Origin of the sequence: Amycolatopsis thermalba (assembly GCF_003385215.1) — a bacterium.
Lineage (GTDB): Bacteria > Actinomycetota > Actinomycetes > Mycobacteriales > Pseudonocardiaceae > Amycolatopsis_E > Amycolatopsis_E thermalba.
In genome coordinates this window covers 1-18,644 of sequence record NZ_PQHW01000079.1, presented here as the reverse complement: position 1 = coordinate 18,644, position 18,644 = coordinate 1, and the positions used below count along the sequence as shown (strand labels likewise).

24 protein-coding genes are annotated in these 18,644 nt (G+C 72.1%); 14 read left to right on the top strand and 10 right to left on the bottom strand.

Translation table 11 applies throughout. The features are described 5' to 3' along the window. From D0D15_RS25940 to D0D15_RS25920, 5 genes are all read left to right on the top strand, one after another. Positions 1 to 840 (top strand): sulfurtransferase, encoded by an 840-nt coding sequence (locus tag D0D15_RS25940; RefSeq protein ID WP_094003171.1) that lies wholly within the window; start codon positions 1 to 3, stop codon positions 838 to 840. Between the two features lie 2 nt (positions 841 to 842). Continuing rightward, positions 843 to 1,151: a DUF1416 domain-containing protein gene (locus D0D15_RS25935; RefSeq protein WP_094003170.1), complete on the top strand. Its 309-nt coding sequence runs from the start codon at positions 843 to 845 to the stop codon at positions 1,149 to 1,151. 714 nt (positions 1,152 to 1,865) lie between these two features. After that, the gene (locus tag D0D15_RS25930) at positions 1,866 to 2,480 is read left to right on the top strand and encodes a heme-binding beta-barrel domain-containing protein (RefSeq protein ID WP_094003169.1); all 615 of its coding nucleotides are present in this window, start codon (positions 1,866 to 1,868) and stop codon (positions 2,478 to 2,480) included. A 5-nt stretch (positions 2,481 to 2,485) separates the two neighbouring features. Next, positions 2,486 to 3,097 carry a 5-oxoprolinase subunit PxpB gene (gene pxpB, locus D0D15_RS25925; RefSeq protein ID WP_094003168.1) on the top strand — a complete coding sequence of 204 codons (612 nt, stop codon included), beginning with the start codon at positions 2,486 to 2,488 and terminating at the stop codon, positions 3,095 to 3,097. Beyond that, entirely contained in the window at positions 3,094 to 3,957 is an 864-nt protein-coding gene (locus tag D0D15_RS25920; protein WP_094003167.1) for a 5-oxoprolinase subunit C family protein, read from the top strand. The genes pxpB and D0D15_RS25920 overlap by 4 nt, the downstream gene beginning before the upstream one ends. On the opposite strand, the gene D0D15_RS25915 is transcribed toward D0D15_RS25920, so the two are convergent. Then, complete coding sequence (locus D0D15_RS25915) at positions 3,948 to 4,793, bottom strand: aminodeoxychorismate lyase (protein ID WP_094003166.1); 846 nt, start codon at positions 4,791 to 4,793, stop codon at positions 3,948 to 3,950. The two genes, D0D15_RS25920 and D0D15_RS25915, sit on opposite strands and share 10 nt — an antisense overlap. Positions 4,794 to 4,823: 30 nt before the next feature. Here D0D15_RS25915 and ygfZ point away from each other — a divergent pair, with 30 nt between their 5' ends. Genes ygfZ through D0D15_RS25900 form a run of 3 tightly spaced genes read left to right on the top strand, consistent with a single transcriptional unit; the run spans position 4,824 to position 7,287 of the window. Beyond that, positions 4,824 to 5,951, top strand: coding sequence for a CAF17-like 4Fe-4S cluster assembly/insertion protein YgfZ (gene ygfZ, locus D0D15_RS25910; protein ID WP_094003165.1), 1,128 nt, complete (start codon positions 4,824 to 4,826; stop codon positions 5,949 to 5,951). A 48-nt stretch (positions 5,952 to 5,999) separates the two neighbouring features. Further along, entirely contained in the window at positions 6,000 to 6,563 is a 564-nt protein-coding gene (locus D0D15_RS25905) for an RsiG family protein (RefSeq protein ID WP_094003164.1), read from the top strand. After that, a complete protein-coding gene (locus D0D15_RS25900; protein WP_094003163.1) occupies positions 6,553 to 7,287 on the top strand; it encodes an SDR family NAD(P)-dependent oxidoreductase in 735 nt (244 codons plus the stop codon). Before D0D15_RS25905 ends, D0D15_RS25900 begins: the two co-directional genes overlap by 11 nt. Here D0D15_RS25900 and D0D15_RS25895 read toward each other — a convergent pair whose 3' ends face one another. After that, complete coding sequence (locus D0D15_RS25895) at positions 7,288 to 8,187, bottom strand: DUF8083 family protein (protein ID WP_094003162.1); 900 nt, start codon at positions 8,185 to 8,187, stop codon at positions 7,288 to 7,290. A gap of 198 nt (positions 8,188 to 8,385) precedes the next feature. Here D0D15_RS25895 and D0D15_RS25890 point away from each other — a divergent pair, with 198 nt between their 5' ends. The 3 genes from D0D15_RS25890 (at position 8,386) to D0D15_RS25880 (ending at position 10,434) form a co-directional block, all read left to right on the top strand. Further along, positions 8,386 to 8,583, top strand: coding sequence for a DUF3073 domain-containing protein (locus D0D15_RS25890; RefSeq protein ID WP_017985773.1), 198 nt, complete (start codon positions 8,386 to 8,388; stop codon positions 8,581 to 8,583). Positions 8,584 to 8,680: 97 nt separating this feature from the next. Continuing rightward, positions 8,681 to 9,541, top strand: coding sequence for a 3-hydroxybutyryl-CoA dehydrogenase (locus D0D15_RS25885; protein WP_094003161.1), 861 nt, complete (start codon positions 8,681 to 8,683; stop codon positions 9,539 to 9,541). Between the two features lie 2 nt (positions 9,542 to 9,543). After that, positions 9,544 to 10,434 carry a Gfo/Idh/MocA family protein gene (locus D0D15_RS25880; RefSeq protein WP_094003160.1) on the top strand — a complete coding sequence of 297 codons (891 nt, stop codon included), beginning with the start codon at positions 9,544 to 9,546 and terminating at the stop codon, positions 10,432 to 10,434. On the opposite strand, the gene D0D15_RS25875 is transcribed toward D0D15_RS25880, so the two are convergent. After that, on the bottom strand, positions 10,420 to 11,397 hold the full coding sequence (locus D0D15_RS25875; RefSeq protein WP_115944799.1) for a helix-turn-helix transcriptional regulator: 978 nt from the start codon (positions 11,395 to 11,397) through the stop codon (positions 10,420 to 10,422). The two genes, D0D15_RS25880 and D0D15_RS25875, sit on opposite strands and share 15 nt — an antisense overlap. A gap of 62 nt (positions 11,398 to 11,459) precedes the next feature. Here D0D15_RS25875 and D0D15_RS25870 point away from each other — a divergent pair, with 62 nt between their 5' ends. Further along, positions 11,460 to 12,029 (top strand): DinB family protein, encoded by a 570-nt coding sequence (locus tag D0D15_RS25870; RefSeq protein WP_094003158.1) that lies wholly within the window; start codon positions 11,460 to 11,462, stop codon positions 12,027 to 12,029. A gap of 1 nt (position 12,030) precedes the next feature. Continuing rightward, positions 12,031 to 12,468 (top strand): VOC family protein, encoded by a 438-nt coding sequence (locus D0D15_RS25865; protein ID WP_094003157.1) that lies wholly within the window; start codon positions 12,031 to 12,033, stop codon positions 12,466 to 12,468. Between the two features lie 22 nt (positions 12,469 to 12,490). Here the strand turns inward: D0D15_RS25865 and arfB are convergent, their stop codons facing one another. The 6 genes from arfB to D0D15_RS25835 all read right to left on the bottom strand — a co-directional run bounded on the left by arfB (position 12,491) and on the right by D0D15_RS25835 (position 17,363). Further along, entirely contained in the window at positions 12,491 to 12,928 is a 438-nt protein-coding gene (gene arfB, locus D0D15_RS25860) for an alternative ribosome rescue aminoacyl-tRNA hydrolase ArfB (RefSeq protein WP_115944798.1), read from the bottom strand. Next, on the bottom strand, positions 12,909 to 13,979 hold the full coding sequence (purM, locus tag D0D15_RS25855) for a phosphoribosylformylglycinamidine cyclo-ligase (RefSeq protein WP_094003155.1): 1,071 nt from the start codon (positions 13,977 to 13,979) through the stop codon (positions 12,909 to 12,911). Before purM ends, arfB begins: the two co-directional genes overlap by 20 nt. Before the next feature lie 29 nt (positions 13,980 to 14,008). After that, positions 14,009 to 15,523: an amidophosphoribosyltransferase gene (gene purF, locus D0D15_RS25850; RefSeq protein ID WP_094003154.1), complete on the bottom strand. Its 1,515-nt coding sequence runs from the start codon at positions 15,521 to 15,523 to the stop codon at positions 14,009 to 14,011. 131 nt (positions 15,524 to 15,654) lie between these two features. Then, a complete protein-coding gene (locus tag D0D15_RS25845; RefSeq protein ID WP_094003153.1) occupies positions 15,655 to 16,032 on the bottom strand; it encodes a hypothetical protein in 378 nt (125 codons plus the stop codon). After that, the gene (locus tag D0D15_RS25840; RefSeq protein WP_094003152.1) at positions 16,019 to 16,258 is read right to left on the bottom strand and encodes a DUF397 domain-containing protein; all 240 of its coding nucleotides are present in this window, start codon (positions 16,256 to 16,258) and stop codon (positions 16,019 to 16,021) included. Before D0D15_RS25840 ends, D0D15_RS25845 begins: the two co-directional genes overlap by 14 nt. A 226-nt stretch (positions 16,259 to 16,484) precedes the next feature. Continuing rightward, positions 16,485 to 17,363 (bottom strand): helix-turn-helix domain-containing protein, encoded by an 879-nt coding sequence (locus D0D15_RS25835; RefSeq protein ID WP_094003151.1) that lies wholly within the window; start codon positions 17,361 to 17,363, stop codon positions 16,485 to 16,487. 153 nt (positions 17,364 to 17,516) lie between these two features. Between D0D15_RS25835 and D0D15_RS25830 the strand changes: the two genes are divergently transcribed. Continuing rightward, the gene (locus D0D15_RS25830) at positions 17,517 to 18,350 is read left to right on the top strand and encodes an SAM-dependent methyltransferase (RefSeq protein ID WP_094003150.1); all 834 of its coding nucleotides are present in this window, start codon (positions 17,517 to 17,519) and stop codon (positions 18,348 to 18,350) included. An 82-nt stretch (positions 18,351 to 18,432) separates the two neighbouring features. Here the strand turns inward: D0D15_RS25830 and D0D15_RS36665 are convergent. Continuing rightward, positions 18,433 to 18,644: hypothetical protein (locus D0D15_RS36665; protein WP_205414116.1), on the bottom strand; the 212-nt coding region annotated here is incomplete at its 5' end.

Sequence of the window (18,644 nt, the reverse complement as noted above, 5' to 3'; positions counted from 1 at the left end):
ATGAGCCGTGAAGACGTCCTGGTCACCACGCAGTGGGCCGAGGAGAACCTGAACACCCCCGGCGTGGTCTTCGCCGAGGTGGACGAGGACACCACCGCCTACGACGGCGGCCACATCCGCGGTGCGGTCAAGATCGACTGGAAGACCGAGCTGCAGGACCCGGTCCGCCGCGACTTCGTCGACCGGGCCGGGTTCGAGGCCCTGCTGTCGGAGAAGGGCATCTCCAACGACGACCTGGTCGTCCTGTACGGCGGCAACAACAACTGGTTCGCCGCGTACGCCTACTGGTACTTCAAGCTGTACGGCCACGACAAGGTCAAGCTCCTCGACGGCGGCCGCAAGAAGTGGGAGCTGGACGGCCGCGAGCTGACCTCCGAGGAGGTCAAGCGCGAGCGCACCAACTACGTCGCCAAGGAGCCGGACACCTCGATCCGCGCCTTCCGCGACGAGGTCGTCGACGCGATCGGCACCAAGAACCTGGTCGACGTCCGCTCGCCCGACGAGTTCTCCGGCAAGCTGCTGGCCCCGGCGCACCTGCCGCAGGAGTCGGCGCAGCGCGGCGGTCACATCCCGACGGCGCTGAACGTGCCGTGGGCCAAGACCGCGAACGAGGACGGCACCTTCAAGACCGCCGAGGAGCTCAAGGAGCTGTACGCGGAGGCCGGCCTGGACACCTCGAAGGCGACCATCGCCTACTGCCGCATCGGTGAGCGGTCCAGCCACACCTGGTTCGCGCTGCACGAGCTGATCGGGCTCGAGGACGTGAAGAACTACGACGGATCGTGGACCGAGTACGGCTCGCTGGTCGGCGTGCCGATCGAAACCGGAACGGGGAAGTGACGATGAGTGCTGACGGTTGCGGCGCGCCGGTGCAGACGGCGACGCCCGCGGACATCGACACGAACGGGCAGGTCGTGGTGGCCGGCAAGGTCACCGGCAGCGACGGCCCGATCGGCGGTGCCTACGTGCGCCTGCTGAACGGTGACGGCGACTTCGCGGGCGAGGTCCAGGCCTCCCCCGAGGGCGACTTCCGGTTCTACGCCGCGCCCGGAGCCTGGACGGTGCGCGCCCTGCACCGCTCGGGCAACGGCGAGGCCTCGGTGACCGCCGAGGGCCCCGGCCTGCACCAGGTCGCCATCTCGGTCGGCTGACACCCCCCTTTTCCGAAGGCCCACCCGCGTTCCACGGGTGGGCCTTCGGTCAGCTTCAGCAGCTCGGCGGGGACGCCAGGAAGTGGTTCAAGAACACGGCCCTCGCAGTACCTGCAGGGCCCCGCGGCAGGCGGCCGCGGCTGGGCCCTTTCGTGGGGCCGCGAGTGGCCGTTCGTGCAGAGCGGCCGCGACTGGCCCTCTCGTGCGGATACGAGCGGCTGGCTCGTGCGGGCGCGCCCGGCCCTCTGGTGTGGCCGCGGCTGGGCCCTTTCGTGGGGCCGCGAGTGGCCGTTCGTGCAGAGCGGCCGCGACTGGCCCTCTCGTGCGGATACGAGCGGCTGGCTCGTGCGGGCGCGCCCGGCCCTCTGGTGTGGCCGCGGCTGGGCCCTTTCGTGGGGCCGCGAGTGGGCCATCGTGCGGGAGGTGTCTGATTCCCGCCGCCCGCGGCCTCCGCGGCGCGCGGTCAGCGGCCGGGTTCGCCGGCTCGACCCCGGTCGTGGTCGTCTTGGTGCTGCTCGCCGTCGCCGGCATGGTCACGCTCGCCGCGGGCGTGGTGCTCGCCACGCGGGTGCGGGGCGAATGAACGCCCTGGCAGCGGCTATCCTGCTGGGCGTGGAGATCCTGTTTACGACGCTGCTGGTGCTCGCCGCCATCGCGATCCTCTGGTTCACCGTGTACGTCGTCTACCGGCTGTACGCCGACCAGCGCTGACCGATGACCTCCGGCGATGACGCCGTCGCGGCCGCCGCCGAGCGGGCCGAGTCGACGCGCGGGCGCAACCTGCCGCAGTTCGACGACCTGCCGATCCCGGTGGACACCGCGAACCTGCGCGAGGGCGCGAACCTGAACGACGCCTGCCTGGCGCTGCTGCCGCTCGTCGGCGTGTGGCGCGGCGAGGGCGAGGTCAACTACCCGACCATCGAGGGTCCCCGCCGGATCGCCCAGCAGCTCACCATCGCGCACGACGGCCGCCCGTTCCTCTACCACGAGGCCCGCTCCTGGCTGCTCGACGACGACGGCAACGTGGTCCGCGCCGCCGCCCGCGAGGTCGGCTGGTGGCGCCCGCAGGCCGACGACACGCTCGAACTGCTGCTGGCCCACAACACCGGCATCATCGAGGTCTTCTACGGCAAGCCGCGCACCCAGACGTCCTGGGAGCTGGGCACCGACGCGGTCGTGCGCACCTCCACGGCCAAGGAGGTCACCGGCGCGCAGCGGCTCTACGGCCTGGTGAACAACGGAGACCTCGGCTACGTCGAGGAGCGCGCCATGGTCGGCCAGTCCATGCAGCCGCACATCTCCCTCTACCTCAAGCGCGTCGTGGGCTAGCGCCGGTGCGCTGGCTGCGCTACGGCCCGGACGCCGCGCTCGTCGAGTGCGAGTCGCTGGACGAGATGAGCGCGGTCCGCGCCGTCGTGGTCGCCGCGGGCCTGCCCGATCTCGTCGAGGTCGTGCCCGGCGCGCGCACCGTCCTCATCGCCGCGCGGCCCGGCTCCACGGGGCTCGCCCAGGCGCGCAAGCTCGTCGAGTCGGCCGGCCTCGAATCCGCCGACGGCGGCGAGTCGCGGGAGATCACCATCGACGTGCGTTACGACGGCGAGGATCTCGACCTGGTCGCCCGCACCGCCGGGATCACCGTCGACGAGGTGGTCGAGCTGCACACCGGCGCCACCTACACCGTCGCGTTCACCGGCTTCGCCCCCGGCTTCGGCTACCTCACCGGCCTGCCCGAACCGCTCCGGCAGTCGCGTTTGGACACTCCACGCACGCGGGTCCCGGCCGGGTCGGTCGCGATCGCCGGCGAGTTCACCGGCGTCTACCCGCGCTCGTCGCCCGGCGGGTGGCGCCTGCTCGGGCACACCGACGCCGTCCTGTTCGACAGCCGCGCGTCGCGGCCCGCGCTGCTCGCGCCCGGCGACCGGGTCCGGTTCCGGAGGATCCGGTGAGCCGCGCGCTGGAGGTCGTCGCGACCGGTCCGCTCGCGCTCGTGCAGGACCTCGGCCGCCCCGGGCACGCCCACCTCGGCGTGCCGCCGTCCGGCGCCCTCGACGTCCCGGCACTGCGGCTGGCGAACCGGCTGGCGGGCAACCCGGAGGACGCGGCCGGGATCGAGGCGCTGCTCGGCGGGCTCGCCGTGACCGCCCGCGCGTCCTGCACGGTCGCCGTCACCGGCCCGCCCGTCGCGGTCACCGTGGACGGCCGCCCGGCCGGCTCACACGTGCCGGTCCACCTCACCGCCGGGCAGACCCTGACCATCGGACGGCCGGACACCGGTCTGCGCTGCTACCTCGCGGTCTCCGGCGGCATCGACGTCGAACCCGAGCTGGGCAGCCGGTCCCGCGACGTGCTGGCCGAGATCGGCCCGCCGCCGCTGGAGCCGGGCGCCGTGCTGCCGCTGGGCGAGCCGAGCGGGATCCCGGACGGCGCCGACACCGTCACCGCCCCGCCGAACCCGCCCGACCTGCTCGTCCCGGTCGTCCTGGGCCCGCGCGACGACTGGTTCGGCGACGCCGCCCACCAGCTGTCCGCGCCGTGGACGGTCACCAGCGAGTCCAACCGCGTCGGTCTGCGCCTGGACGGCCCCGCGTTGCGCCGCACCGACGCGCGCGAGGGCGCGGAGCTGCCCAGCGAGGGCGTCATCACGGGCGCGATCCAGGTGCCGCCCAACGGCCTGCCGGTCGTGTTCCTCGCCGACCACCCGACCACCGGCGGCTACCCGGTGATCGCCGTCGTCGTGCCCCGGGCGCTGCCCGCGCTGGCGCAGGCCCGGCCGGGCACGACGATCCGCTTCCGCCCCTACGCGTAGAGGTCTTCGTAGGCCTGGGCCAGCTCGGCGTGGATCGCCGAGGAGTCGCGCAGCGGCTGGTGGTCCAGGGTGTGCACGCGGGTCAGCTTCCGCACCGAGGAGGCGAGGAACACCCCGTCCGCGCTGAACAGGTCCGGCGTCCGGATCATCTCGATCTTGGTCGACCACCCGGCCCGCTCGGCCGCCCGGAACACCGCGGCCTGCGTGGTGCCGGGCAGGATGCCGATCCCGGGCGGCGGCGTGTAGAGCGTGCCGCCGCGCGCCACGATCACGTTCGAGGTCGGGCCCTCCAGCACCGAGTGGAGGTCGCTGGCGGTGAAGATGACGTCGTCCGCGCCGCGGCGGGCCGCCTCCCGCCCGGCGGCCATGTTGACCGCGTAGGACAGGGACTTGGCGCCCAGCAGCAGCCACGGCGCGCGCTCGGCCAGCCCCGGGTCGATGCCGCGTTCCAGGGTCACCACCGCGACCCCGTCTTCGCGGGCGCGCAACACCTTCGGGTCGATTTCGATCCCCAGCGCGAAGGCCGTCGGCTCACCCTCCGGGTCGACGCCGCGCGTGTAGACGAGCTTCAGCGCGAACTCGCGGCTGCCGGACCAGTTGTCGATCACCGTCCGCGCGGCGCGCTGCCAGGCCGCGTCGTCCGGTTCGGGCAGGTCCAGCATGGACGCCGACCGGGCCATCCGGTCCAGGTGCGGGCGCAGCTCGCGCGCCTTGCCATCGGCGACCAGGATCGTCTCGAAGACGCCGTCGCCGCGCATCAGGCCGAGGTCTTCGACCCGGATGTGCGGGGTGTCGGGGTCGGCCAGGGTCCCGTCCAGGAAAGCGAGTACGCGCATGGGCCAACCGTACTCACCTAACATCGGGGTATGCCGCTCGTTTCTCCGCTCCTCACCGCGCCGGGCGCCGTCGCGCCGCCGGACGACCACCCCGAGCAGGGCGTGCCCTGGCACTGGGGCGACCCGTTCGCCGAGCAACGCACCGCCGCGCGCGGTGTGGCCGTGGTCGACCGCTCGCACCGCGAGGTGCTGAAGGTGACCGGCCCCGAGCGCCTGTCGTGGCTGCACCTGGTGATCTCCCAGCACGTCACGGAGCTGGCCGGGGGCAGCGGCACCGAGGCGCTGGTGCTGGACAGCCAGGGGCACGTCGACACGCACATGGTCCTCGCGCACGCCGGGGAGGCCGTGTACCTGGACACCGATCCGGGGCCGGAGGCCACCAGCGCGCTGCCCAAGGGCGGCAAGCAGACCCTGCGCGAGTACCTCGAAGCGATGAAGTTCTGGTCGCAGGTGGAGATCACCGACGTCAGCGGCGAACTGGCGATCCTCACCGTGCTCGGCCCCGACGCAGACCGGGTGCTGTCCGCTTTGGACATCGAACTCGGCGCCGAGCCGTACTCCGTCGTGCCGGTGGGCGGCGGCTTCGCCCGGCGCATGCCGTGGCCCGGCCGGTGCAGCGTCGACCTGGCGGTGCCGCGCGACGAGCTGGCCGGCTGGTGGCGCCGCATCACCGACGCGGGCGCCCGCCCGGCCGGCACGTGGGCGTTCGACGCGCTGCGGGTCGAGTCGCTGCGCCCGCGGCTGGGCGTGGACACCGACGCGAAGACGATCCCGCACGAGGTGAACTGGATCGGCAGCGCCGCGCACGTCGCGAAGGGCTGCTACCGCGGGCAGGAGACGGTGGCGAAGGTGTTCAACGTCGGCCGCCCGCCGCGCCGGATGGTGCTGCTGCACCTGGACGGCTCGCCGGAGATCTACCCGGAGACCGGGGATCCGGTGAAACTCGGCGACCGGGTCGTCGGGCGGGTCGGCAGCGTCGCGCAGCACCACGAGCTGGGGCCGATCGCGCTGGCCCTGGTCAAGCGGTCCACCCCGGTCGACGCCGAGCTGCTCGCCGGGGACGAGGACCGGGTGGTGCAGGCGGCGGTCGACCCCGATTCGGTGCCAGCCGAGGGCGCCGCGCCGGGCCGGGAGGCCGCGGCTCGCCTGCGCGGGTGATACCGCCCCGGCCTGGCGCCGGGGCCCGGCATGGAGCACTATGTCCCGGTGATCGAAGTCCGGCCGGGCGGACGCCGTCGCATCGACCGTGTCCTGGACCCCGGCTACGTGCACGGCCTCGCCGGCCTGTCGCTCGAGCAGCTGCGCGAGCGCCGGGACGAGGCTGCCCAGGAGGAGACCGATCTCTCCTACCTGCGGCGGCTGCTGCACGCGCGGATCGACATCGTGCGGGCCGAGCAGGAGCGGCGGCGCTCCGGCGGGGGCAGCATCGTCGACCAGCTGGCCACGATCCTGTCCGACAACGCGCTGCGCCCGGCCCGCGGGTCGGGGCGGTACCAGCAGCTGGAGCCCTCGCGTGCCGGTGAGTACCGGCGCCAGGCCGAGGCGCTGGTGGGCAACGCCGACCTGACCGACGTGGGCGCCCTCTCCGACGACAAGCTCGCCGAGACCCTCGCGGACTACAACGGCGAGGAGTCCTCGGTGTCCCAGCGGCGGCGCGAGGTGCAGGCCGTGGTCGACCAGCTGAACGCCGAGATCGCCGCCCGCTACGCGAAGGGCTCGGCCTCCGTGGACGACCTGCTGGCCGCCGAACGCGCGGACGATGCCGGCTGACGTCGCCCTGGTCACCGGCGCGTCCCGCGGTCTCGGCGCGGCCGTGGCCCGGCGGCTGGCGCGCGACGGGTTCGCCGTCGCGGTGAACTACCGCAGCGATCACGACGGCGCGGGTGAGGTGGTCGCCGAGATCGCCGAGACCGGTGGCCGCGCCGCCGCCTTCGCCGCCGACGTGACCGACCCCGCCGAGGTCGACCGGCTGATCAGCGCCGTCGAACACGGGCTGGGCCCGGTCGCGGTGCTGGTCTGCAACGCCACCGGGCCGCAGCCGGACACCGCGGTGTCCGACCTGGACTGGCCGGACTACCTCGCGCACCTGGAGTTCTTCGTCAAGAGCCCGGTCCTGCTGCAGCGCCGCGTGCTGCCCGGGATGAAAGCCCGCGGTGGCGGCCGGATCATCCACATCGGAGCCGAGTCGGAACGGACGGCGCCGGCCGGGGCCGCGGCCTACGTGACGGCGAAGTCGGCGCAGCTCGGGCTCGCCCGGGCCGCGGCGAAGGAGCTGGCCGCGTGGCGGATCACCGTGAACACCGTGGCGCCGGGCTGGGTGCCGGTCGAGCGGCACGCCGGGGTGGACCGCACCGCCTACCTGGCCGGGGTGCCGCTGGGGCGGCTCGGCGAGCCCGACGACGTGGCCGCCGCCGTGTCCTACCTGGCCTCCGACGACGCCCGGTTCGTCACCGGCGTGCGGCTGTCCGTCAGCGGTGGCGCGGTCACGGACTGATCAGTTGAAGTGCTCCCGCGCCGCCAGCTCGCTCCAGTAGTCGCGCAGGTCGGTGAACAGCTCGGCGATCTGCTCGACGTCGCCGGAACGCAGGGCGTCCATGATGCTGTGCACCTCCTCGGCGCTGGTGTCGGACTCCAGGACCGGGTCGGCGATCAGCTGCACCAGCCCGCCGTAGTCCAGCTCCACCGCCGAGGCCGGGTCGAAGTTCGTCAGCCACCGGGCGGTCTCGGCCAGGATGCGCGCCGGGCCGGAGTCGCCGAGGGTTTCCTCCACCAGTTCCCGCGCCTCGGCCACCCGCTGGGTCGCGTCGCCCATCGCGACGCGCCAGGAGACCTCGCGCTCGGGGTCGTCCGGGCCGGAGCCCAGGTTGAGCCTGCGGTGCTTCGGGTCGACCAGCGCGAACCACGGCAGCGGCACGGTCCAGGTGGTGGACAGGACGTGCACGGCGGCCTGCGGCAGATCACCGAGCGCGGAGCTGGCCCTGGCCTTCAGCTTCTCCTCGCTCACCCCGGTCGAGTCGAGCACCGCGGCGTGCAGCGACGGGTGCGCGTCACCGAGGAAGCTCACCAGCGCGGCGGCCGAGCGGGCCCGTACCTCCAGCGGGCACACGAGCGGGCCGGGCCCGACCTTCGCGCCGGTGTCGGTCGGGACGTCGGCCGGGTCGAGCACCAGCACGTCCAGGTTCGGCAGCGCCCGCCCGCCGGGCAACTCGCCCGGCAGCAGCCGGACCGGGCTGGTGGTCTGTGACTTCAACCACATGAGCTGTTCCCGCTCGGCGGCCGCCGCGCGGCTCAGCTGGGCCTGCTCGACGGCTTTGCGCAGCCCCGCGGGGGGAGGGTCGCCGAACGCGGACAGGGGCTCATACACCCGGAGGTAGGCCACGAACGGTCGGAGCACCGTTGAATCGTGGCACGTCGCCGCCCGCTCGCGACCACCGACCGGCGCAACAGCCGACACTGTCGTGACAAGCACACGAAGCCACGTCGCATTGGACCCCTCGGACAGGGTACGGTGTCACCAGGAACCAATTGTCGAGACGATGCGGGGCCGCCGATTCCCCCGGCCGCCCCGTTCCCTGTGCGAGGGGGTCGAGCCATGGGGCGCGGCCGGGCCAAGGCCAAGCAGACGAAGGTGGCGCGAGAGCTCAAGTACAGCACTCCCGACACAGATTTCGCTGCGCTTCAGCGCGAGCTGTCAGGACAGTCCTCCAATTCTCATCCTCGGGAAGAGGACGAGAAGTACGAGGACCCGTACGACCCGTACGCCGACGAGTACGACGACTACCGTCGTTGACGTCTGACCAGCACACGAGGGTGGGTCCGGTCGTGACCGGAACCCGCCCTCGTGTGCTGTGTCATGCGTCGTCGGGCGCCGGAACTGGAGAGGTGCGATGGCGGACATCCAGCGAGTAGGCGTGGTCGGAGCCGGGTTGATGGGCTCCGGGATCGCGGAGGTGCACGCCCGTGCCGGTGCGGACGTGGCGGTCACCGAGGTGAGCCAGCCGGCGCTGGACGCCGGGCGTGCCCGCATCGAGAAGTCGCTGCAGCGTGCGGTGAAGGCGGGCAAGCTGTCCACCGACGACGCCGACGCGGCTCTCGGGCGGCTCACGTTCACCACCGACATCGCCTCCTTCGCCGACCGCGACCTCGTGATCGAGGCCGTGATCGAGCAGGAGCAGGCCAAGGTCGAGGTGTTCCGCTCGCTGGACAAGATCGTCGAGCGGCCGGACGCGATCTTCGCCTCCAACACCTCCTCCATCCCGATCATGAAGCTGGGCATGGCGACGAGCCGTCCGCAGCAGGTGATCGGCATCCACTTCTTCAACCCGGTCCCGGTGCTGCCGCTGGTCGAGCTGGTGCCGTCGCTGCTGACCGGTGAGGACACGGTCAAGCGCGCGGACGAGCACGCCACCGGCTCGCTGGGCAAGACCGTGATCCGGTCGCAGGACCGGGCCGGGTTCATCGTGAACGCGCTGCTCGTGCCGTACCTGCTGTCGGCGATCCGGATGATCGAGTCGGGCTTCGCCTCGGCCGAGGACATCGACCGCGGCATGGAGCTGGGCACCGCGCACCCGATGGGTCCGCTGCGCCTGTCCGACCTGATCGGCCTGGACACCATCAAGGCGATCGCGGAGTCGATGTACGAGGAGTTCAAGGAGCCCCTCTACTCGCCGCCGCCGCTGCTGCTGCGCATGGTCGACGCCGGGCTGCTCGGCAAGAAGAGCGGCCGCGGCTTCTACTCCTACGGCTGATCGTGGACGAGCCACTGCGCGTCGGGCTGGTCGGCGCGGGTCCGTGGGCCCGCACCGTCCACGCGCCCGGCCTGGCCGACCACCCCGCGACGCGGTTGAGCGCGGTGTTCACGCGCCGCGTGGAGGCCGGCCGTGAGCTGGCCGAGCCCTACGACGCCGAGGTCTGCACCAGCCTGGACGAGCTGCTCGGCCAGGTAGACGCCGTCGCCTTCGCGGTGCCGCCCGCCACGCAGGCCGAACTGGCGGTCGAGGCGGTCAAGGCGGGCAAGCACGTGATCCTGGAGAAGCCGATCGCCGCCGATGTCGCGGGCGCCGAGCGGCTGGCCGACGCCGTGTCCGGCGCGGGGGTGGTGAGCCTGGTGATGCTGACCCTGCGCTACGCGACCGCGACGCGGGACTGGCTGGCCGGCCTCGCCGCCGCCGGGAGCTGGAGCGGCGGTGGCGTGCGGTGGCTGTCCGGCGGTCTGCTCGGCGGCCCGTACTCGGCCTCGCCGTGGCGGCAGGAGGACGGCGGCACCCTGGCCGACGTCGGGCCGCACGCCGTCGACCTGCTCGACGCCGCGCTCGGCCCGATCGAGCGGGTGCGCTCGGCGCACCGCGGGCCCCACGACCTGTGGCACATCGTGTTCCAGCACGAGGGCGGCGCGCTCAGTTCGGCGACGTTGTCGCTGCGGCTGCCGCTGCGGCCGACGGTGGTCGAGTTCGCCGTGTACGGCGAGCACGGGTACCGCACGCTGGGCCGCAAGGAGGGCGGCGCCGGCCAGTCCTACACCGCGATGCTGGACGACTTCGCCGCGCTGATCGACACCGGCACCACGTCCCACCCGTGCGACGTCCACCGCGGCCTGCACATCCAGCGGCTGCTGGACAGCGCGCTGTCAATGGCCCGCTGACCCGGGATCACCTTCTCCGGCCATCGCGGCGACCCGTCGCGCGAGGCGGGCCGCGGCCTCCCGCAGCTCGGGCGGCTCCAGCAGCTCCGCCTCGAAGCCGAGCCGGGCGACGTGCACGGCCAGCCAGTCCAGGTCGTCGCCCCCGGCGACGAGCAGGCACCACCCGTCGCGGTCTTCTTCGACGCGCGCGATCTGCGGCGGCACCAGGTCCCGCACCTCCGCGGCGCTGGCCCGCAGCCGCACCTTGGCGAGGTAGCGGTAGGGCGCCGCGGAGACCGATCGCTGCACGTACGCGACCGGGTCGGGGTGTTCTCGCGGCCGGAAGCGCCAGGTCGTCGCCGTCACCTCACGCATCCGGTCCAGCCGGAACGTGCGCCAGTCGTCGCGGTCGAGGTCCCACGCCATCAGGTACCAGCGGCGGTTGGTGGCGACCATGCGCACCGGCTCGACCGTGCGTTCGTGGTCCTCGCTGCTCCGGTCGGCGTACCGGAACCGCACCCGCTCCGCGTCCCGGCACGCCCGGGCGAGCGTCACCAGCACTTCCGCGTCGATCTCGATCCCGGCGACGAGCGTTTCGGTGGCGCCGTGCACCGCCCGCACCTCGGCGCGCAGCCGCGGCGGCATGACCTGGTCGAGCTTCGCGAGCGCCCGCAGCGCCGCTTCCCCGGCCCCGGCGACCGTGCCACCGGAGGCGAGCCGCAGGGACACCGCCGTCGCGATGGCCTCCTCGTCGTCGAGCAGCAGCGGCGGGAGTCGCGTGCCCGCGCCGAGCTGGTAGCCGCCGCCGACGCCCGCGGTGGCCTGCACCGGGTAGCCGACCGCGCGCAGCCGCTCCACGTCGCGACGCACCGACCGGTCGGTGACGCCCAGCTCCGCGGCGAGTTCGGCCGCGGTCCAGGACGGCCGCCGCTGCAGCAGCGCCAGTAGCCGCAGCACGCGCTCGACGGTGGCTTCCACGCTCATGGGTGAAATGGTTCCACAGATTGCGGAACGTATCTGTCCGCTATCCGTTGCATGCTGTCGCCATGGACCTCAACCGACTGCTTCGAGACCAGATCGACTGGCACTGGACCCACCAGCTGCGTGACCGCCTCGCCGGGCTCACCGACGACGAGTACTTCTGGGAACCGGCGCCCGGCAGCTGGAACGTGCGCCCGCGCGGCACGAGCACCGCGCCGGTGCAGGGCGGCTCCGGGGCGATGACCATCGACTTCGCGTTCCCGGAACCCGACCCGGCCCCGGTCACCACCATCGCCTGGCGGCTCGGGCACGTGATCGTCGGCGTGCTCGCCATGCGCAACGCCGCCCACTTCGGCCGCACGCCGACCGACTACCAGTCGTTCGACTACGCGCCGACCGCGGGCGAAGCGCTGGCCCAGCTCGACGCGGAGTACGCGATGTGGATGGCCGGTGTCGAGTCCCTCGGCGAGGAGGGCCTGGCGCGCCCGTGCGGCGAGGCCGAGGGCCCGTACGCCGAGTGGCCGATGGCCGCGCTGGTCCTGCACATCAACCGCGAGCTGATCCACCACCTCTCGGAGGTGTGCCTGCTGCGCGACCTCCACCTGCACACCCGGATCCGACAGGAGGCGAGCTGACGTGGCCCGCGAAATCCAGATCACCTTCGACTGCGCCGACCCGGCGGCGCTGTCGGCGTTCTGGGCGGAGGCCCTCGGCTACCAGCTGCAGGCCCCGCCCGCCGGTTTCGAGTCGTGGGAGCAGGCGCTGGAGGCGATGGGCGTGCCACCGGAGCGGCGCAACGACGCCTCGGCCGTGCTCGATCCGGACGGCAACGGGCCGCGGCTGTTCTTCCAGAAGGTGCCGGAGGGCAAGACGGCGAAGAACCGCGTGCACCTCGACGTGCGCGCCGCGCCGGGCCTCCAGGGCGCCGCGCGGATGGCAGCGCTGGAAGCGGAAGCCGAACGGCTGGCCGGTCACGGCGGGAGGCGGCTGGAGCGTCATGAGCCGAGCCCGCCGTTGGGGTTCGGGCACATCGTGATGGCCGACCCGGAGGGCAACGAGTTCTGCCTGGACTGAGCTCGGCCGCGGCTCGGCGGAGCTAGTCCTCGAACCGGCCGCGGCGGCCGCGCTGGTCGTCGCCCCGGCGCTTCTTCTCCGCCAGCCGCCGCTCCTTCGCGCCGCGGGACGGTTTCGTCGGGCGCCGGGGCGGGGGCGGTGGTGCGGCCGCCGCCCGCAGGACCGCGACCAGCCGCTCGCGCGCGGCCTCGCGGTTGGCCAGCTGCGCGCGGTGCTCGCCGGCCGCGATCGTCAGCACCCCGTCGATCAGGCGCGACCGCAGCCGCTCCAGCAGCCGCGGCCGCAGGTCGTCCGGGACGGACGGGGAACGGGCCACGTCGAAGGACAGCTCGACCCGCGAGTCCGTGGTGTTCACGCCCTGGCCACCGGGCCCGGACGAGCGCGAGAAGCGTTCCCGCAGCTCGGCGGCCGGGATCACCAGCCGGCGGGAAACCTGCAGGTCAGAACCGGGGGTGGTCACCGGCCAGCACCGCGCGCGGGGCGTCGGCGTCCTCGGTCGTGCGGACCTCGCCCAGCACCCACGCCGGCACGTGCCGCGCGGTCAGCACGGCCAGGGCCCGGTCGACGTCCTCGGACCCCACCACCGCGACCATGCCGACGCCCATGTTGAACGTCTTCTCCATCTCGGCCCGCTCGACCTTGCCGCGCTGCTGGATCAGCGCGAACACCGGCGCCGGCGTCCACGTGCTGCGCTCCAGCTCGGCACGCAGCCCGGCCGGGATCACCCGCGCCAGGTTCGCCTCCAGCCCGCCGCCGGTGATGTGCGCGAACGTGCGCACGTCGGCTTCGGCGGCCAGCGCCAGGCAGTCCTTGGCGTAGATCCGGGTCGGCTCGAGCATCTCCTCGCCGAGGGTGCGGCCGAACTCCTCGACGTGCCCCTCCAGCGGCATCCGCGCGATCTCCAGCAGCACGTGCCGGGCCAGCGAGTATCCGTTGGAGTGCAGCCCGGACGCGCCCATGCCGATGACCACGTCACCCGGGCGGACCCGCTCCGGCCCGAGCACCTCGGACGCCTCGACCACGCCCACCCCGGTGGCCGAGATGTCGTAGTCGTGCTCGCCCATCAGGCCCGGGTGCTCGGCGGTCTCCCCGCCCAGCAGCGCGCAACCCGCCTGCACACAGCCCTCGGCGATGCCCGCGACCAGCGCGGCGATCTTCTCCGGCACGACCCGGCCGACGGCGATGTAGTCCTGCAGGAACAGCGGCTCGGCGCCGGTGACCACCAGGTCGTCCACGACCATCGCGACGAGATCGATGCCGACCGTGTCGTGCTTGTCGAGCGCCTGCGCGACCGCGATCTTCGTGCCCACCCCGTCGGTCGAAGAAGCGAGCACCGGCTCCTTCCACCGGTCGAGCTTGAGCGAGAACAACCCGGCGAACCCGCCGACCCCGCCCAGCACCTCGGGCCTGCTCGCGCGCTCGGCGTGCGGCTTCAGCAGCTCGACTGCCTGGTCACCGGCTTCGATGTCGACGCCGGCTGCGGCATAGGTGGCGCTCGTGGACTCGCTCACGGCAAGCGGACTCCTGAACTCGACTGGACTCACGGACGCCGGACGGCATCCTCAGCACCGTACCCGGCCTGGGTGACGGTCCGGGCATCCGCCGGGTCCAGCCCCTCCAGCACGTACTTGCCGATGAGGGCGTCGTCGGGCAGCTCGATCGGGTACCGGCCGTCGAAGCAGGCCGTGCACAGCCGCGTCTTCGGCTGCTCGGACGCGGCGACCAGGCTGTCCAGCGATACGTAACCGAGCGAGTCGGCGCCGATCAGCCGCCGGATGCCCTCCAGGTCGGCCCCGTTGGCCACCAGCTCGGCGCGCGAGGCGAAGTCGATGCCGTAGAAGCACGGCCAGCGCACCGGCGGCGACGCGATCCGGACGTGCACCTCGACCGCGCCGGCCTCGCGCAGCATCCGCACCAGGGCGCGCTGCGTGTTGCCGCGGACGATCGAGTCGTCCACCACGACCAGCCGCTTCCCGCGGATCACGTCGCGCAGCGGGTTCAGCTTGAGGCGGATGCCCAGCTGCCGGATGGTCTGCGAGGGCTGGATGAAGGTGCGGCCGACGTAGCCGTTCTTGACCAGGCCCTGCCCGTACGGGATGCCGGAGGCCTGGGCGTAGCCGATCGCAGCGGGGGTGCCGGACTCCGGCACCGGGATCACCAGGTCCGCCTCGGCCGGGTGCTCGGCGGCGAGCCGCTTGCCGATCTCCACGCGGGTGGCGTGCACGCTGCGGCCGGCGATGGAGGTGTCCGGCCGGGCCAGGTAGACGTACTCGAAGATGCAGCCCTTGGGCTCCGGGCTGGCGAAGCGCGAGGACCGCAGGCCCTCGGCGTCGATCGCGATCAGCTCACCGGGCTCGACCTCGCGGACGAACGACGCGCCCACGATGTCCAGCGCCGCGGTCTCGCTCGCGACCACCCAGCCGCGCTCCAGCCTGCCGAGCACCAGCGGGCGCACGCCGTGCGGGTCGCGGGCCGCGTAGAGGGTGGACTCGTCGGCGAAGACCAGGCAGAACGCGCCGCGCAGGGTGGGCAGCAGCTCCAGGGCGGCCGCCTCGGTGCCCCGGTCCGCGGAGGCGTCCGCCAGCAGCCCGACGACCAGGTCGGAGTCGCTGGAGGAGCCGGTCAGCTCGCGGTGCGGCTTGAGTCCCGCGTCGAGGGTGCGGTCCCGCAGCTCGGCGGTGTTGACCAGGTTGCCGTTGTGGGCGAAGGAGATGCCGCTGCCGGTCGCCGTGTGGCGGAACATCGGCTGGGCGTTCTCCCAGGTCGAGGACCCGGTGGTGGAGTACCGGCAGTGCCCGACCGCGATGTGCCCCTGCAGCGAGGAGAGCACCTGCTCGTCGAACACCTGGCTGACCAGTCCGAGGTCCTTGAAGACCACGATCTGCTTGCCGTCCGAGACCGAGATGCCGGCGGCTTCTTGCCCACGGTGCTGGAGCGCGTACAGGCCGTAGTAGGCCATCTTGGCGACTTCTTCACCGGGGGCCCAGACGCCGAAGACACCGCACTCTTCTCGCGGCTCGCGTTCGGGCTGGTCGTCGGTGTGGTGGGAAACCACGAAAGTGCTCCCTGGAGACGAGGGCAGGCCTACTCAAGTGTAGGTCGTGGCCGATCGAAGTGACGCCCCGTGGTCAGTGGCGCTGGCCACTGACCACCGGGCGTCGACTCCCCCTCATGGGAGCGGCTCGGTCAGCTCGCGGCGAGCCAGGTGGCGCGGCCGGTGCCGGTGGGCACCCAGCAGCCGCCGCGGGCGGGCGTCCCGTGCTCCGGGGCCGCGGTGGCGTCCGGCAGCGCGAGCAGCTGGTCCAGCACCGGCGTGGCGTCACCGGCGGTGCGCCACAGCACGGTCTTGGGCGCGAGGATGTCCTCCTCGTCGCCGGGCATCCGCGTGGCGACCACGTCGTCCTCGGCGTTGAGCCGGACGACGTCGATCACGGAGTCGTGGGCGCGGACGCCGACCACCGCGATCACGGCGCCCTTCGCGTCGCGCGGGTGCACGAACTGGTAGCCGCGGGAGATGAGGTCCTGGAGCCGGTCGTCGACGGTCTTGGCGTCAGTTGAGGACATCGTCGAACTCGCCGTCCTTCGCCCCCGCGACGAACGCAGCCAGTTCGGCGCGGGTGTAGATGAGCGCGGGTCCTTCGGGGAAGCGGGAGTTTCTGACGGCGATCTGGCCCGTGGGCAGCTGGGCGAACTCGACGCAGTTGCCGTTGGCGCCGCTGCGGGCGCTCTTGCGCCAGGAAGCGCCGGTGAGGGCGTCGGCGGGCATGCCGTTCACGATGTGCTCAGCCATACTTCCCCAACCTTCCGGGTCAGTGCATCTGCGTGGTGCAAATGCACGTGCACTGGCCTTGTGGCGATCAAGCTACCACTGGTGACTGCACGCGTAAATGCACGTGCATGGCCGAGACTAATCCCAAGTCGGAGCGTGAGTAATGGCGCGGGTAGAGTAATTCGATCGGGTGATGAAACCTGTCCTGGTTGGCCTTGTTCCGGCTACTCGTCGTCACCCATTTCGCCTAGAGCTCTTCCCGCTTCTTCACCAGCATCTGACGCGTCCGATCGGGTGTTTCCGCGTCCACGGCCAGGCGATCGAACGCGCGGCCGTAGACCTCCAGGTCCTCCGGCTTCTCCAGGTACTGCGCGCCGTTGAGGTGCTCGACGTAGGCGATGTTCGGCAGGTCCGGCTCGGCGAACTGCAGCAGCGAGAAGGCGCTTTCCGCGGCGAACCCGCTCATGTCGTACGGGATCACCTGGATCGTGATGTGGGGCATCTCGATCAGCTCCAGCAGGTGGTCGATCTGCTGCCGGAGCACGCCGGCGCCGCCGAACGGGCGTTCCAGCACGGCCTCGTCGAGGACGGCCCACAGCCGCGGCGGTTTCGGCCCGTTGAGCAGCTTCTGGCGGCGCATCCGCAGGCCCACCTTGCGCTCGACGCCCTCGTCCCGGCTGTCCGGGTCGCCGTGGCTGATCACCGCACGCGCGTAGCGCTCGGTCTGCAGCAGCCCGGGCACGAACATCAGCTCGTACGTGCGGATCCGGGACGCCGCCTCCTCCAGACCGATGTAGTTGTCGAACCAGCTGGGAACGAGGTCGTTGTAGGGGTGCCACCAGCCGGGCTGGTTGGACTCCTTGACCATCTTGACGGCCCACTCCCGCTCGGCCGGGTCGTGCACGCCGTACATGGTCAGCAGGTCGGTGACGTCGCGTTCCTTGAAGCCGACGCGGCCCAGCTCCATGCGGCTGATCTTCGACTCGGACGCGCGGATCTCCCACGCCGCCTTGGCGCGGGTGATGCCCGACTTCTCGCGCAGGCGGCGGAGCTGGGTACCGAGGATCATCCGGCGGGCCGTCGGGCCGGTGGGCTGTTCGGAGCCGGGGAGGTCGATGGGAGCCATCAAGGACCCTTCCTCGCAGAAATCACCAGCCATCCAACTTACAGCGCGGTGTGCCGCAGTCAAGTGCGGTGTGCATTTACGGGCCGCGGTACGCCCCTTACCCTACGGGGGTCCGATAATTTCATTCGTATTCGATATGCCCGGGAGACCGCGATGTCCGGTGCCACCGCTCCCTATCCGAGTGCAGTCCCCGTAGGTGTGGACCCGACCAGGGCGAGCATCGCGCGCGTGTACGACGCCGCGCTCAACGGCAAGGACAACTACGAGATCGACCGCCAGGTGCTGGCGCAGGTCCGCACCGTGGCGCCCCAGGTGAACGACCTCGCCTGGGCCAACCGCGACTTCCTGATCCGCTCCTGCCGCTTCCTGGCCATGCAGGCCCGCATCGACCAGTTCCTCGACCTCGGCTCCGGGCTGCCCACGGCGGAGAACACCCACCAGGTGGTGCAGCGGGTCAACCCCGAGGCCAAGGTGCTCTACGTCGACAACGACCCGGTGGTGCTCGCGCACGGCCGGGCGCTGCTCGAGGAGAACGAGAACACCCACTTCGTCGCGGCGGACATCTTCCAGCCCGAGCAGATCATCGAGCACCCGGAGATCCGCGACTTCCTCGACTTCGAGCGGCCCATCGCGCTGCTGCACGTCGGCACGTGGCACCACTACCTGGGCGACGACGGCGGCGAGAAGATGGCCACCTACATCGACGCCCTCGCGTCCGGCTCGTACGTGTCCATCGCGCACTTCTACAACCCGGGCACGCCGGAGCACGCGGAGCTGGCCGTCAAGATGGAGGAGAAGTTCATCCACAGCCCGATGGGCAGCGGCCGGTTCCGCTCCAGGGAGGAGATCCAGGCGCTGTTCCCGGGCCTGGAGATGGTCGAGCCGGGCCTGGTCCTGTGCGACGACTGGTGGCCGGACGGTCCGCGGCTCCAGCCGCTCAACCTCGTCCGCCAGTGCATCGCCGGCGGCGTGGGCCGCAAACCGTAAAACCCGTAAAACTACGACTGCGGCTTGCTTGGCGGTGCGGGTGGCGGAACCTCAGCCGCCCCCTCGCTGTGGGATCGCCTCCTCATGAATGCCAATTCACCACGTCGGCGCTGTCCTCGCGAGGAGACGGCTGAGAACCCGCGGCGGTGCGAGCTGCGTGCGGGGTTCTAGTGTCCTGAGTCGTTAATTCGAGTTCAGCTGTAGGGTGCGGCATGCCGAATCCGAAGCTGCCTGAGTTGGCCTTGTCCGTTGATGAGGCACAGACGTTGCGGAACTGGGTGCAGCGGCGGAAGA